This is a genomic window from Bradyrhizobium sp. Unk1 (assembly GCF_059512345.1).
Genome location: NZ_JCAMOP010000085.1, coordinates 1 through 12,963, shown reverse-complemented (window position 1 = coordinate 12,963; position 12,963 = coordinate 1). Strand labels below are relative to the sequence as shown.

Genomic DNA, 12,963 nt, shown 5'->3' with positions numbered 1-12,963 from the left:
GGTGTCCACCTATTTAAGTGGACACCTCATGCATCAGAGCACTCAAAAGCAAAAGGTGCGGGGAAATTCGCGCTTACCCTCAGCGGCATTAAATGTCGCGACTTGGCGATCTGATTGGCTCAGAGACGGATCGACCGCGGGGGCCTGATTGGCTGCAAGCACCGCAAGCGCTTGCGATCGCAGGGACGTGATGTGCCGCTCGAATATGTGCATCCGTTGGCCCGTACTGCGCCCATGGATTTGAGCCGCTAACTTTGGTGGCCAGCCCGTCCTCGAAGACTGAGGCTGGCCACCTTTGCTCCCGAGAGGCTCAAATTCACAAGGAGTGCGATCAAGGAGTATCGCTGAGAAGGACTGGGAGCACCTACCTGAATTGGCGGCCGGTCGAATTGACTGCCCCGGTCTAAGCTAGTGCCTCAGGCTTGCAGATTTGGGAGAGACTCAAATGGCCAAACGCGCACGAATTCGTTACGCCAACAAGACGGACAGAAAGAATCCTCACGAAAGAATAACACATGTCGGCGGAGTAAACCCCGATGGAAAGCCGTGGAAGAGGTCCATCGACCAGGTTGTCAAAGATATCGAGAGCGCCGAATGGGAGTTCTATGTCGAAGAAAATGGACGCAGGGTTGGTGTGGTTTGGGCCACGCACAACGGGCACAAGTACATCAAGACGACGGCCGACGACATTCAACCAGACAATGTTCTCCCGCTCCTAGCCGAGTGCCCCGAATGATCTCAATCTCAGTGACCCTAGGCAGCGCGGGCGCGACTCGGCGCCGTCAGCTGGGAGGGATCGGACGCTGTCCCCACCACGCCCGCGCTGCCAGTGAAGTTAGCGGCAACATGACTCGGCGTTTGAAAGTGGACTGATCAACGCTGTCCCTGCCACGCACCGCTAACTTCAACACGGCCAGCCTTCCGTCTGGTAGCAAAGCTGACCGCGCTCGCTCCCGAGAGGCTTAAATTCCCAAGGGGGCCACCAAAGCAATATCGTCGAAAAGTACCGGAGGACACCTACCCGCACCAGTGGGTTGCCGCACCCCCGCGAGCCTGTCATATTAAAACCTCGGCCTGCAACTGTTCGATCTGGCTCCGCTCATAGGAGTAACCGCCGTGCCTAGGACCGAAGTGGTCGCGGCAATCCAAGCATTCACGGACTACGTCCGTAGGCCAAGCCATACACCGGCAGAAGACATGTAGGGGCCACAGCGAACTGAAGAACAGCTGGCCGATTGTCGATCCCGGCTTGAAGTTATCGGCTCCAAAATGTGGCGGATTGCCCTCTTTCGACCTTATCCGAATTTGAGGCGCTCAGACGCGAGATGGGGACAGATTTTCCCGCAACGCTACCCGCTTTACTTAACCGTGTAGCGGACGCATTTTTACGCCGTGGTTCGGCGGATGCCGGACCCTTTATCAGGACGGAGCCGGATGATGCCTAGCACATTGTCGCTGCACAAGTCGGCGAAGCTATACGCGACCTCGAAGAAAAAGTTGCTCACGGCGCAGAAATCAGCTGCGAGGAGCTCGCGAGCGGCATTCTGCGGATTACGAAACGTCTTCGAGATGAACTCGAAGCCGCGCTCAAGGTAATCGATAGCCTCAAGGATCACACCGGGCTCACGGTGGCAGCCGCGCGACCTAAGCAGCGGGAACGTTTAGCGGCCACGTGACTCGGCGCTTTGAAGTGGACCGATAAAGCGCTGTCCCTGCCACGTGCCGCTAACTTATCAGCTTCAAGCGGGGGCAAGAAGCTGACAGGGGTGTATTCTCCGGACGAATGCCATAGAGCAACTACCAAGACAGGGCGGTGACTCGGCGATCAGTCTCAGGTCGCAGGCAGTACGGGCGAGACTCGGCGCTGTTCGGTTGCGTTGGATCAGACGCTGTCCCTGCCCCGCCCGCGCTACCATTTGAAGTTAGCGGGAACATGACTCGGCGCTGACCGTTCTGGTGCCATTGCGCTGTCCCTGCCACTCGCCACTAACTTCAAAGGCGTTTTACGCGGACTACCTTTCCGAAAGCTGACAAGACGGGCGGCTATAGGTCGCCGTCACGCTGCGGGCCTGCTTAGAACCTCACGTAATATGTTTTGCGAACAAACCTTGGATCGGCCAAACCACTGTTGTTAACCGCTGGTATTGAGCCGATGACCGGCATCGGCTGGAGGCAACGCCCCAAGGGACGGCCATGCCTAATACTATGCGCGAACAACTTGATGAAGTGGAGCGCGATAATAAACTCTACGAGGAATTCGACGACCGCGAGAAAACTCGCTTCGAACGTGAGTGCTTCCTTTGGACCGCGGAAGATCGCATCGAGTGGCAGAAGACGCAGCGTTCGGTTGCTGAATACCTTCGCGAGCGTCAGGACAAGCGCAACGCCTTGCTCGACGAGCTTGAAGAATGAGTTATCATTCGCCGAGTCCAGCTTACCCGCGTCGCTTGAATCGTTCCTGTGCAAGAATAGGACGCCCCGCTATAGGTGGCCTGCGCGCCTCGCCTTCGAATGTAGGCGCGCGCCAAGTGATTACCGAGATGTGCGCCAGGAAGGGATCGAATCCGAGCCCTCGCGTATGAGCGTTCTCAGCGCCTGGCGCTGCATCGCTCGCGTGTTGTCGTCGATGTCAACGAAAACGAAGACGCCCGGGCGGCAAGTTGCCGAGATTGATTTTCATAGTTGGCTCGCGAGTCATCAACGCGCAGCCACCTTCTGCCCGACGACATCATCAGACCAATGATGAATGATCCGCGTAGAGATGCCGCCATTCGAAATTGTCGTCAGTTGCGCAAAGCCCCCCACCCAACACGGAGTCCGGCCCTCCTCGTAATCTCGGCTGGCAATCTCGCGCTGTGGTTTCAACGCCGCGATGGCGTGTCCCCCAAGAGTTGCCGGTGCAGTTGTCAACGCCGCCCGGATTTCTCGTACGTCTGCTTCGGTGTTGCACGAGCACGGATTAAAGCCGCGCGGAAAATCAATTACTCGCCATGGCTCCAGGTGCTCGCTACTGGCCTCCAGTGACGTAATCCGAAAGCCGGAGGGGCCATGCTGTTCCGAGATTCCCCCGACCGATACCTCGAAGGGACTCGCAGCCGTGACCTGGATGATGATATTCCGTGAAGCTCCGCCACGGGGGTGGGACCGGGTGTTAGGCTGTCCAAGCCGAAGGATTAACAGAATACGTCCGGCACACCGATCGCCTCGTCGTCGAGGGGAAAGTCGAGGCCTACTTCATGAGCCATGAGCTCTTCACTTGGGCGCGCTACCGGCAGCTGCTTTCGACCAAGTTGGCACCGCGATCGACGCGGTCGCAGGGACCAATGACCGAATGCCGCGTCGCATTTGTTGGGCGGGCCGCGCACGGCGCGACGATGGATCGGCCGAGTTGCGCGACCATCCCCGTTCCGACGCCAAGCCTTGCTCGGCTCGCATACACTCTCCGTCGCCGCCGTGGCGCAGACGGCAACCTTGTCGAGGTCTTGGCCCCCGCCGGCCGTGAGATCGATCGAGCCAATCTAGCGAAGCGTGGGCACCGGAATTAAGTGCGGCACTGCCTGAGACGCCTCCATTCGCAACGCGCTTCTCAAGGCGCGCGAAGATTCGCGGCGCGTGTAACCCGAATACCGCCGTTTACCAGCACTGCGTGTGTGGTAGCCTCACTGTGAGCATCTTACGGGAGCGATGGAAATCAGTAATGGCTGTGTACTTGGTCCCTTGGGATATGCGCAGGCTAGACAGTCTCTGATCGATTACCTTTCACACTTCAGCCACATCAGAGATGAGGCCTCGATTCCGTTCATCCAAGCACTCTCGACGCGCTAGATGCTGACATACGAAGGTACATGGACAAAGCCGACAGGCTTATCGTTACGAAATTGGTAAATGATCTGCATCAAGGCCGGTTGTCCCAACAGGTCTGGGAGTGGATCAATGCCCGCATCTAACTGCAGGAACACGCTGGGTTACCATTCGTCTTACTTTTCGCTTCGATGGACTGATTATTTATGAGCAATTCTGATTTTGACGACGATGCGCCCCGGTGGTATTGGGCAGCGGATAGCGGGCGTGGATTGGACATCGACGCCTTTGAACGGGCTGATGATCGATTTGTGATCGCAATTGGTCAGCGAGAGCTATGGGCGCGCGTTCATCGCGAGGTCAATCCGCGTGGCGACTGCGCCTGGAGTTCTTTTGGGGCTGCTGATGGTAAGGCGACCCTCGCCGACTGCATGAGGGTGTTCCTGCAAGCTCGTGAAATCTACGGCGTATCTCTCAACAGACTTGTTCTGGAGTTCGCGCGCGTCCCCGTTTTCGCGAAGTTCATAAAGGATAGTCCTTCCGCTTTGGGGAGTTCGATTTCCAATCCTGTGGGTAAGGGTCCGCTGCCAAGACCAGCTTACGATGGCAACGTCGAGCGTCAGGTTGGTCAACGCATCGCCGACACGTTGGGCCTGGAAGAGGATTGGTGGCGCTGAATACGGCATCTTCACGCCTCTGACGCAAACTCGAAGTAAGAAAATGAGTTCATGGGACGGACTTAGCCCTGGCCAGTTCTTGGCGCGAGTGGCGTTTTCAGTCGCTATCACGGCCGCCGTCGTCGTCGGAACTTTCGTCGCAATCCGCTACATGGTCGGCTTTCATCGGTGATCACAGCAAGAAAGCGCAGCGACGGCGAATGAACAAGATGTTTTCGGCCGGATCGATGAAATCGAGCTCAACGAGTCGGCGGCGATCATAGTTGAGCAGGTCGACGACGAGATCACCTTCGTCATCGCAAGCATTGTCGGCGTGCATTTTCAGGTCACGAGCTCTCTCGTGCCTGGGCTGTTGCCGCCGAGAATGCGGCTAAGTTCGATGCATCAACCGATGCCCTAACCGCCGCAACTGCTAGAGTCTAACGCCGCGCACCATCCTTTTTGTCGTGGATGGTTCGAGCGCACTCTATTGATCTCGCGCGCTGGTTGAGATTGGATCCGGCGCGTAAGGGGAAATCAATGCACATCGCCCATCAAGGCTGGGCTGACGTGTGCGCTCGTCGCATTTCCGACGGTGGGGCCAGCTTTAGCTCAGTTCGAGCCGCTCGCTTTCGCAGTTTGCAAGAAAATACCGACTGATTCTGATCGATTGAAATGCTTCGACGCGATCGAACCTAAGCCCAAACTCCCGGGCAGGAGTCTCAAGACCCCACACCGGTCAAAGGAAGGTGGGTCTACACTGAAAGCAGGTCGCCGATAGACGACTCTGAGCAGGTCACTGCGGTGCTCCTCGGTGAGCCAGGAGAGCCCCTATTGGTATTTCGCTGTCGGGAAAGCAAAACTGAAGCGGCGTTCCTTCCGGATGGATTTTTCATCGGCGCATCGGGTCCAGTTGAGTTGCTCATTCGCGTTGGCAGCAACTCACCTGTAAAGATCGCGGCGTCTCCCGGTACGAACGGAAGAGCTCTGTTTATCTCGTCGGCCGCCGATTTCATGCGCCTGCTGCCCGACAATGGAAAACTAGTCCTGCGTGCAACGGGCTTCCAAGGGCGGCAGAGCGATGGAACGTTTTCGTTGGCAGAGGTTTCTGCGGCGCGAGATCGCATCGCGCAGACGTGTCATTGGTCGACTCCCAAGGCAGGTCGCGAAAATGCAAGTCGGCGACTGCGTCGCCGCCTGGCACCAATACAAAACTGCCGAGAGAGGCGCGCTAATGCCCTTCAAGCCATGGGTTCGCAATATCTCCCCGCTCGTCCGGTGCCTTGGGACGTCGGCCATCGCGAACGTCGTAACGATGTTCGCGGTGCGTTACATCACTTTCGGGAGCCCCGATGTCTCCGTCAAAGACGGTTACGTCGACGTGAGCGTTAGCAATACGGTCCGAACCAACGTCGTCAAATGAAGTCGAGCTCAGGAAGGATCGAATTCCTCTTAGGGTTGAGTTTGTTCCTTGAACTGCATGACAGCGGCCCACAAGGCCGCGTTGCGCGCTTCCAACGCCCAGGCGTATTGGGGGGTTGGAGAACACCTACGATGCCAACCGCATTACTGCCGGGAGCGAACATTGCAAAATCCAAGCAATTTACGCTGCTAGACCGCGGATCAGTCATGGAGCTAGCTTGTCCGCGCTGCGGCGGCGAATATTGCAACACACGGGCGCGGTATTTTCGATCGCGGCGAGGACGCAGCGTCGGTTGTCAAGATCGTCGTGGATGGACCGAGTACAACGACCTGCATCAATTCAGGAGCAGGCAATCAGTTCGCGACGTCACGGCATGTTTGTGAAGTTTTTCTGCGAACAGGGTAGCACCAAGGATGATGTCCTTTAGCTTAACATCGCCCAAGATAAGGAAGCGACCGAGCCCACCTGGACCTTTAGTCCACGAATCAAACTCCACTAGGCCCAATTCTATCCGCCCGAGCGTGGCTTCCTGGCGAGGTCCTTGCGCGAGAGAATCGGAAGGGGGTTCGCCGGTGAAGGTGGGCTGGTCGTTCTCGCCCCAACGCCGTCGATCTTGCGGCCCTTGGGCATGCGGGCCACTATCGCACCATTCTTGAAACCTGGTCGTCGACACGGCCAATGACGCCGCAGCATCATCGCGACGTAGCGCGAAGCGAGGTATGGACATCAGGCGGTGGCGCGACATGCTGTAAGGCTCCATTGGGCGCTCGGCCGGGCAGGCCACAAAGCTCGTCGTGGTTCGCAAAAGTTGCGAAACCGAGGCCCAATGAAGTAGCGAATCTGTTTTGCACTTAACCCGTGGCCGCGGGGAATGCAGTCGTTAGCAACTCTAAGCGAACATGGCGAAGTGCGCAAACACACTCGTCGAGACAGAATATAGTGTCGGAATACTAAGCGGATAGTGTTGTGCTCCTCATTAATGAGGTGACGTTGCCCTCCGGCAACGTCCGGGCAAAACTCTGCGTCCCGTGAAAACCAGGATACCACATCCCCGGGTGCTGCTCCCTTCGCACTCGAGACGGCAGCCCGGTTCATAAAACAATTCCAACTTATCACCGCCCTCTGTCGCGGCCCACCAGATCTCTGAGCTGATACCGACTTGGTGGTTCGTGCTTGTTACCTTCAGGAGACGCTCCCAAAGAACCGGTTGATAGCCGAGGCGAGTTTCTCGAGCAGACGGTGTGCCAGCTATCATCGAGGGCGGGACATTCACCAAGGCCCACGCCACCATGGTCTCCTCGTCTCGGCTGTGTCCATGTCTCGCTCTGCAATACGACGGCAGGCCGCTTGTTTTCAAAGCTCGATTAGCGTACTACACTTATTATGAAGCCCTCAGCGAAAAACGTAGTACGGAAACGTCCGGGCCGGCCGCCCACCGGTCAGGACCCAGTTACGGCTATCCGCCTGTCTTCGGAATTACGGAAAAGCGTCGATGCCTGGGCGGCCAAGCAAGAAGACCTCCCCGGCCGCTCCGAAGCCATCCGCCGCCTGGTCGAGCTGGGGCTCGGCAGAGCCTTCTCATTTGCAAGGCCTGCGACAAGGGCCGGTGGCGCCAGCGCTGATCGAGCCAAAGAACTTGCCGAAAAAGCCATCGATCGCTTGGCCGATCCGGAGACTCCATCCGAAGAGAAGGTGGTTCGCAGGCGCAGGCTGGTGAAAGGGCCCTCGGAATTCCGGGAAGACCGTCTCGATCAACCCCGACCCAAAAAGAGATAGGGATGGACGCGCTCGCCGAGCTACTCCAGCCGGTGAGGCTTGGGCATTGGCTCATAATCGCGGGCGGCCTCTTCATTGTTCTCGGCGCCTTGGGCCTGATCGGACGGACTCGCCGAGAAAGCTCTGAAGTCGAGGACGAAGTTACCTCCGACGCCAAATAGTAAATCTGGGGAGAAGGAAGATGATGAGGCCTGCGCTGATTCTCGCCACCGCCATTCTCGGCTTTTCGGCATCTGCCTACGCTCAAACTGCCGCGCCGAAGGCGACCGCGCCCCCCAAAGCCCGCGCGGCCAAGCCACAAAAACAGCCGCAGGCCACGATGGGTTGTATGCTCGTGGGAACGGTGAGGGGGACCAAGCTTTGGGCAGGCGATTGTGTCACACCGTCGGAGCTCAGGGGTACTACACCCGCCGCCGAACCCGCCGCGCAAACACCTCCCGAGCCACCTGACAAACAGTAGGCAGTCGAGATATCGCTGCGATGGAGCTTTTTGGAATGTCCGACCGAGAAACACGCACAGATGCGACGTTAAAGCGCGAAGCAACGGTCAAACAGCTATTGCGGCGCGCAGTCAAGCGTAGCCGGCTCAGCGAGTCCGTTTCAGTAGTGGCCCACGGGCGGGAGACGGACCCGAATCGGGAGTTTGCGCCGGATAGCGACGCGGACGCCATTGTGTGGTTCCTGATAGCGCTCCCGATATTCATAGTAGCTCACGCGATCTGCGTGAAGATTGGCGCCATCTAAGCCTACGCGCATCCCGAAACCGGTGGTTCCGGGCTCCCTGCCTTGGCTGCGGAAGTTGCGATAAACCTTCAATTTTCGGGGGAAGAGTGGCGGTGACGCCAGACCAGAAAGCGGCGTTCGATGCCATCATGGGTTTCGTCCATCGCGCAGCAATGAAGATTGCTGAACTTCCTGAAGAAGAGCGCGCAAGGACGCTGACGCCCTAGCCTGTCAGGCTTGGAATGCCCGCATGTTTGGTTTCCAAGGCCCTGTGCAGCCCTCCCCGGTGCTCGGGGACGCCCTCAATGCCGGCTATCGCTGTCTTGAGGCGAAGTGTCTCGGTTGCAACACCCACCAGACCGTAGCGCTCGATATCGTTCGGCGGCCCAAGATCACGCCCATCCACGAGCTCGAGCTATATGATGCGAGCAATGCTCAGTCAGGGGCTCCCGTTTAAGCGCAGCCATCTCGTCGCCTTGCGGACCACGAAGATCTCGGCCAGTAATCCACTTTCTGTTTGGTGGCCCTGGGATCGCTGAGAATTGAAGCTGTCTGCTGAACGACCTTACGCCAGCCCCGAAGCGCCGCGCACAAGCTTGTCGAATTGGCAGCCAGCATTGAGCCGGTCCAGGATGGCCGCATCTACATCGAACGGATCAACGCGCCATTTCTCTACACGCTCAAGGCCAGCGGACTGGAGTTCGGAGCTGGCATCAGGCGCGCAGTTGAGAAGGGCTGGCTCGAGCTACACGAGAGCGGGACTTTCGTGCGTTTGCTGGAGCCGAGAAAGGCGCTGACAACGTAGACCAACCGGCCCCAGCCTGGAGGTTTTTCCGGATCGAAAAACGAGCTGGGACCGAGAGGTGTGCCGCTATCTGGTCGCGGCAAACGCAGCTTAATCCCAAAATATCCCCCCCTCGGGATTCACATTTGTGAATCGACGCAAATGAATGCCCCAACTCGCGTGCGACGAGCTGGGGTCCCGGAGGCAGCAGACCGGGCGAGCCTGTAAGGTCGCCTCAATTGGCTGCCGGTCTCCGCGCTGGCGAGCCTTGTTCTGGCTAGTGATCTTCAGAAATTGGTGCCGGTCGTCATCTTTTTGCTCGCTCATTCCTCGCTGGCCATACGGCCTCAGTGTCCGCGCCAGCCCCGGAAAATGCTCGAGGCCGTTTTGTTGTTTCCTGCCACGAACCTGTGGCACGGCCATTGCTAGGGTAGCGCTAACTGGGATTTCAGGGCTCAGTTTGAGAATGAAACGCTGCCGGGACGTGTATTTCGAGCCCGGCAGCGTTCTGTTTCGAGAAACTGGTGGCACAACCGCCCGCGTGAACCAGCCAAGAGCGACGGGGCTTGTTGGATGATCCCCACAAAAGGGCGGCCCCAGCTGGGCGGCAGCTGAGGCCGTTGGGGGGCTGCTCCGGCCTTCAGGGGTCGAGGGACACCGGAGCAACTAGCCAATCCGCCAGATTGCCACTTGTTCCCGGCTCGAAAAAACGATCTCAAGCTCTTATCTTCGCCCCATGCGTATGGCGTACGAGCTCTGCCTGGCGACTGCCGGCAAGGAGGTCCCGAACGGGCCGGACTGGATCCACGAAGTAAAGCACGAAGGCTACCGGATGCGAGTCATCCGGGACGATAAACGTATGCGCCTGCTCTCACACAATGGACCAAGCGCTATCCGTGGATCGCCGAGGCGGCCCTGAAGAACCGGCAGAAGCAGTTCGTCATCGACGGCGAAGCCGTGGTGATCGGCGTCGACGGCATTTCCTATTTCAACGCGCTGCACTCCCGCAAGCACGAACACGAGGTACAGCTTTACGCCTTCTATATCCTCGCCATGGGCGGCCGATTTGCGCGCCCTGCCCCTCCACATGCGGAAGACCAACCTGGAGCAGCTGCTGGATCGCCAGCCGGGCGGGATAGCCGTGGCGGCGTTCGAGCGCGGCGAGATCGAGCCCGATTTGTTTCGACCGCCGCATCGTGAGCAGCGGCGAGTGCATCTATGATTCGGCTCCAGATACCGGCCCGGCGCGAGCGAGCAAAGCGGTTATAGCAGGTAGTGTAAGGGCCAAAATGATCCGGCAAATCGCGCCAAGGTGCCCCAGATCGCAGGACCAGAAGATGCCATTGAGGACACGTCGGTCGTTTACCCGAGGAACTCCACGCGGCTTGTTTGGTAGCATAGACTTGATAGTTGCCCATTCGTAGTCCGTTAGTTCATGGCGCATGCTTCGAAGCCTCAGTTAGGGAGCTTGAATCACGGGCGCCGGGGCGAGCACAATGCTTTTGCCATGTCAGGCCGACTTGTCCTCACGGCTGCCCTGCTTATCTCGCAAGGCCGTGATCACGCGATGGACAATCCGTATATCCTTGACCGACAGCCCTTCTGAAAGATCGTTGATCCAGGGAGCCTGCAATTCCATTGCGGCTTCGAAGGCGCTCTGTCCATTCTCAGTGAGCACGACGAGCTGCGCCCGTCGGTGATGCGGGTTGACCTCAAAAGATACGAGGCCCTCCCTGTGCAGATCATTGATAATCCGCTGCACGTTTTGACGATTGCCGCCGAGGTCGCGTGCGAGCCAAGCGACCGGTTGGGGACGTTCGGCGGACACAATGGCGCCAAGCACCTGCCAGCGTGCGCTTGTTAGGCCAAGCGGGGCGACCAGACGGTCGCCGGCCGTCAGAAGTAGGCTGTCGAGCCTGAATAGATCGAGAACAAGGTCTGTCAGGGCGTCCCCCTCGGGGGTTCGCTCGGCTCTTTTCATTCGTCACCATTGTTTTATATTGACACTATGATGTCAATCTGTGATGTAATCATAATACCGATTAGACATCACGTCTTAAATAGCGATGGAGGCACTCATGTCGCTGCTACGCCCACTCGACCCTTCCTTCCCGATCGACCGCCAGATCGCTATCGAGGCAAATTCGGTCGTCCTGGTGAACTTATTCACTCTCGACAAAGCCGATGAGGCGGCTTTTCTCAAAACCTGGCAGGACGACGCAGCGTTCATGAAGCGACAGCCGGGCTTCATTTCCACTCAGCTGCACCGAGCTCTCGGCGACAGCTCGACCTATCTGAACTACGCCGTCTGGGAATCCACCGCACACTTCCGCGCGGCCTTCAGCCATCCTGACTTTCTAGCAAAAATCGCCACCTATCCGGCCTCGGCGATAGCTTCCCCTCATCTGTTCCAGAAAGTTGCCGTGCCCGGCATCTGCGTTGCCTAGCTCTGCTGTTTTTAGGAAGGGAAGATACTCATGATCAAGTTGATCCATCCTGTCGCTGGCGCCTTGGCTATCGCAACGATCGGCACATTTTGGCTTTCGACGGTACTCAGCGAGCTGTTCGCGTCCCATGCCACAGTTGCAGCGGTTAAGAGCACCATACCGTGGGGTTTCTTGTTGCTGATTCCGGCGCTCGCTGCGACCGGTGGTACAGGTGTCATATCTTGGCAAAGGGGCGCCGGGCCGGACTGATCGGGGCCAAATTCAAGCGCATGCCATTCATTGCAGGGAACGGCATCCTGATTCTTATTCCGTCTGCGCTCTTCCTTGCGTCAAGGCTCAGGCGGCAGAATTCGATGCCGCGTTCTATGCTGTGCAGGCGATCGAGCTCGTCGCGGGGGCTCCCCCGGCCGACAGCGCCGAGGCGTTCTCATAACCCTCTAGAGGAGCGCGCTATGTCCTGGAAGTGGAAGCCGAGTTGGTACATCTTGGGCGGCAAGGACAGCATCGTGCAACCGGCCCTTCAATGTCTTGTCACAAAACGCTCGACTGTCTTTAAGATCGACGGCCGCCGCGTCCCCAAGCGGGCCCAGCCCGACCTAATACTCGATCTGATCCGCAAGGCTGCAAACGCCCTTCTGCACCTAAGGCGGCGCAAGGTGCATCGCAGCCGGTTCAACGAACCAGAAGGAAATCCGCGCAAGGCGAAGGGCGAAGCGCCATTGCAGACCTCAGCAGATTTTGTGCGCACCTATAGTGTTGTCGTCGACACGCTCACAGCCACGATTCTCAATGCAGAGGCCGCCTTAAACTGGTTGGGCACTCAACCGCCAGATCTGGAAGAAGCCCGGCGAGCACTTAGTACTATCGCTAAGGACGGTAAGCGAGCAGGCGAAATTATCGTTCGACTTCGAGCGCCGATGCAGGATGACGCTCTTGATCCCTAAACGCGCCCTGACCCGCACCATCCCGTTTATGATGGGGTTGTCTCATCGCTGTCAATCGGCCCTTTAATTGCGGATTATTGTCAACTCTCTTTTTGAAGCCATTCGGCAAGACGGAGCGCTCGATCCGTCGGAGCGGGTCGGGTTGCGGAGACGGGGCGAGCGCGGCTGGTAGATCGATAGCCAGCTCGGTAGTCGTGGGCCGATTGGCCGTTACCTAAATCTCAATGTGATCAGCTGCCCGTCGCTGGGGTCATGGTCCTTATATGGACGCCTCCCGCTTGCCAAGTCTCGCTTAGAAGGGATGCCACACAGAATACGGCTGCAGTTTTATATCCGGCCTCACATGATGGTTCCTCTGTCAATGGCTTTCTGCCAACGGCGATCCGAGGTGAGCTCTCTTGCTGCAGGG

General features: G+C 58.1%; 11 protein-coding genes and 3 pseudogenes. 10 read left to right on the top strand and 4 right to left on the bottom strand.

Annotated elements, in window-relative coordinates:
- Nucleotides 1-445: 445 nt before the first annotated feature.
- Nucleotides 446-736: a DUF3892 domain-containing protein gene (locus AC5ZFO_RS45775; protein WP_282525819.1), complete on the top strand. Its 291-nt coding sequence runs from the start codon at nucleotides 446-448 to the stop codon at nucleotides 734-736.
- Between the two features lie 649 nt (nucleotides 737-1,385).
- On the opposite strand, the gene AC5ZFO_RS45770 is transcribed toward AC5ZFO_RS45775, so the two are convergent.
- On the bottom strand, nucleotides 1,386-1,616 hold the full coding sequence (locus tag AC5ZFO_RS45770; protein WP_282525820.1) for a hypothetical protein: 231 nt from the start codon (nucleotides 1,614-1,616) through the stop codon (nucleotides 1,386-1,388).
- A gap of 577 nt (nucleotides 1,617-2,193) precedes the next feature.
- Between AC5ZFO_RS45770 and AC5ZFO_RS45765 the strand changes: the two genes are divergently transcribed.
- Nucleotides 2,194-2,412: a hypothetical protein gene (locus AC5ZFO_RS45765; protein WP_282525821.1), complete on the top strand. Its 219-nt coding sequence runs from the start codon at nucleotides 2,194-2,196 to the stop codon at nucleotides 2,410-2,412.
- 1,595 nt (nucleotides 2,413-4,007) lie between these two features.
- Nucleotides 4,008-4,478, top strand: a complete 471-nt coding sequence (locus AC5ZFO_RS45760; RefSeq protein WP_282525822.1) for a hypothetical protein — start codon at nucleotides 4,008-4,010, stop codon at nucleotides 4,476-4,478.
- Between the two features lie 172 nt (nucleotides 4,479-4,650).
- Here the strand turns inward: AC5ZFO_RS45760 and AC5ZFO_RS45755 are convergent, their stop codons facing one another.
- The gene (locus tag AC5ZFO_RS45755; protein WP_282525823.1) at nucleotides 4,651-4,797 is read right to left on the bottom strand and encodes a hypothetical protein; all 147 of its coding nucleotides are present in this window, start codon (nucleotides 4,795-4,797) and stop codon (nucleotides 4,651-4,653) included.
- A 2,861-nt stretch (nucleotides 4,798-7,658) separates the two neighbouring features.
- On the opposite strand from AC5ZFO_RS45755, the gene AC5ZFO_RS45750 reads away from it, so the two are divergent.
- From AC5ZFO_RS45750 to AC5ZFO_RS45735, 4 genes and pseudogenes are all read left to right on the top strand, one after another.
- Nucleotides 7,659-7,817 (top strand): hypothetical protein, encoded by a 159-nt coding sequence (locus tag AC5ZFO_RS45750; RefSeq protein WP_282525824.1) that lies wholly within the window; start codon nucleotides 7,659-7,661, stop codon nucleotides 7,815-7,817.
- A 761-nt stretch (nucleotides 7,818-8,578) separates the two neighbouring features.
- Nucleotides 8,579-8,918, top strand: a pseudogene (locus AC5ZFO_RS45745) (hypothetical protein); the annotation flags it as partial.
- Nucleotides 8,919-8,983: 65 nt separating this feature from the next.
- On the top strand, nucleotides 8,984-9,184 hold the full coding sequence (locus AC5ZFO_RS45740; protein ID WP_306664771.1) for a hypothetical protein: 201 nt from the start codon (nucleotides 8,984-8,986) through the stop codon (nucleotides 9,182-9,184).
- Nucleotides 9,185-10,229: 1,045 nt separating this feature from the next.
- On the top strand, nucleotides 10,230-10,385 hold the full coding sequence (locus AC5ZFO_RS45735) for a hypothetical protein (protein ID WP_496123973.1): 156 nt from the start codon (nucleotides 10,230-10,232) through the stop codon (nucleotides 10,383-10,385).
- On the opposite strand, the pseudogene AC5ZFO_RS45730 reads toward AC5ZFO_RS45735, so the two are convergent.
- Nucleotides 10,345-10,607: pseudogene (locus AC5ZFO_RS45730) on the bottom strand (transposase); the annotation flags it as partial. The gene AC5ZFO_RS45735 and the pseudogene AC5ZFO_RS45730 sit on opposite strands and share 41 nt — an antisense overlap.
- Before the next feature lie 66 nt (nucleotides 10,608-10,673).
- Nucleotides 10,674-11,144 (bottom strand): MarR family winged helix-turn-helix transcriptional regulator, encoded by a 471-nt coding sequence (locus AC5ZFO_RS45725; protein ID WP_282525825.1) that lies wholly within the window; start codon nucleotides 11,142-11,144, stop codon nucleotides 10,674-10,676.
- 97 nt (nucleotides 11,145-11,241) lie between these two features.
- On the opposite strand from AC5ZFO_RS45725, the gene AC5ZFO_RS45720 reads away from it, so the two are divergent.
- The 3 genes and pseudogenes from AC5ZFO_RS45720 to AC5ZFO_RS45710 all read left to right on the top strand — a co-directional run bounded on the left by AC5ZFO_RS45720 (nucleotide 11,242) and on the right by AC5ZFO_RS45710 (nucleotide 12,554).
- Nucleotides 11,242-11,610, top strand: a complete 369-nt coding sequence (locus AC5ZFO_RS45720; protein WP_282525826.1) for an antibiotic biosynthesis monooxygenase family protein — start codon at nucleotides 11,242-11,244, stop codon at nucleotides 11,608-11,610.
- Nucleotides 11,611-11,640: 30 nt separating this feature from the next.
- Nucleotides 11,641-12,010, top strand: a pseudogene (locus AC5ZFO_RS45715) (hypothetical protein); the annotation flags it as partial.
- 52 nt (nucleotides 12,011-12,062) lie between these two features.
- Nucleotides 12,063-12,554, top strand: coding sequence for a hypothetical protein (locus AC5ZFO_RS45710; RefSeq protein WP_282525827.1), 492 nt, complete (start codon nucleotides 12,063-12,065; stop codon nucleotides 12,552-12,554).
- The last annotated feature ends 409 nt before the right edge of the window (nucleotides 12,555-12,963 follow it).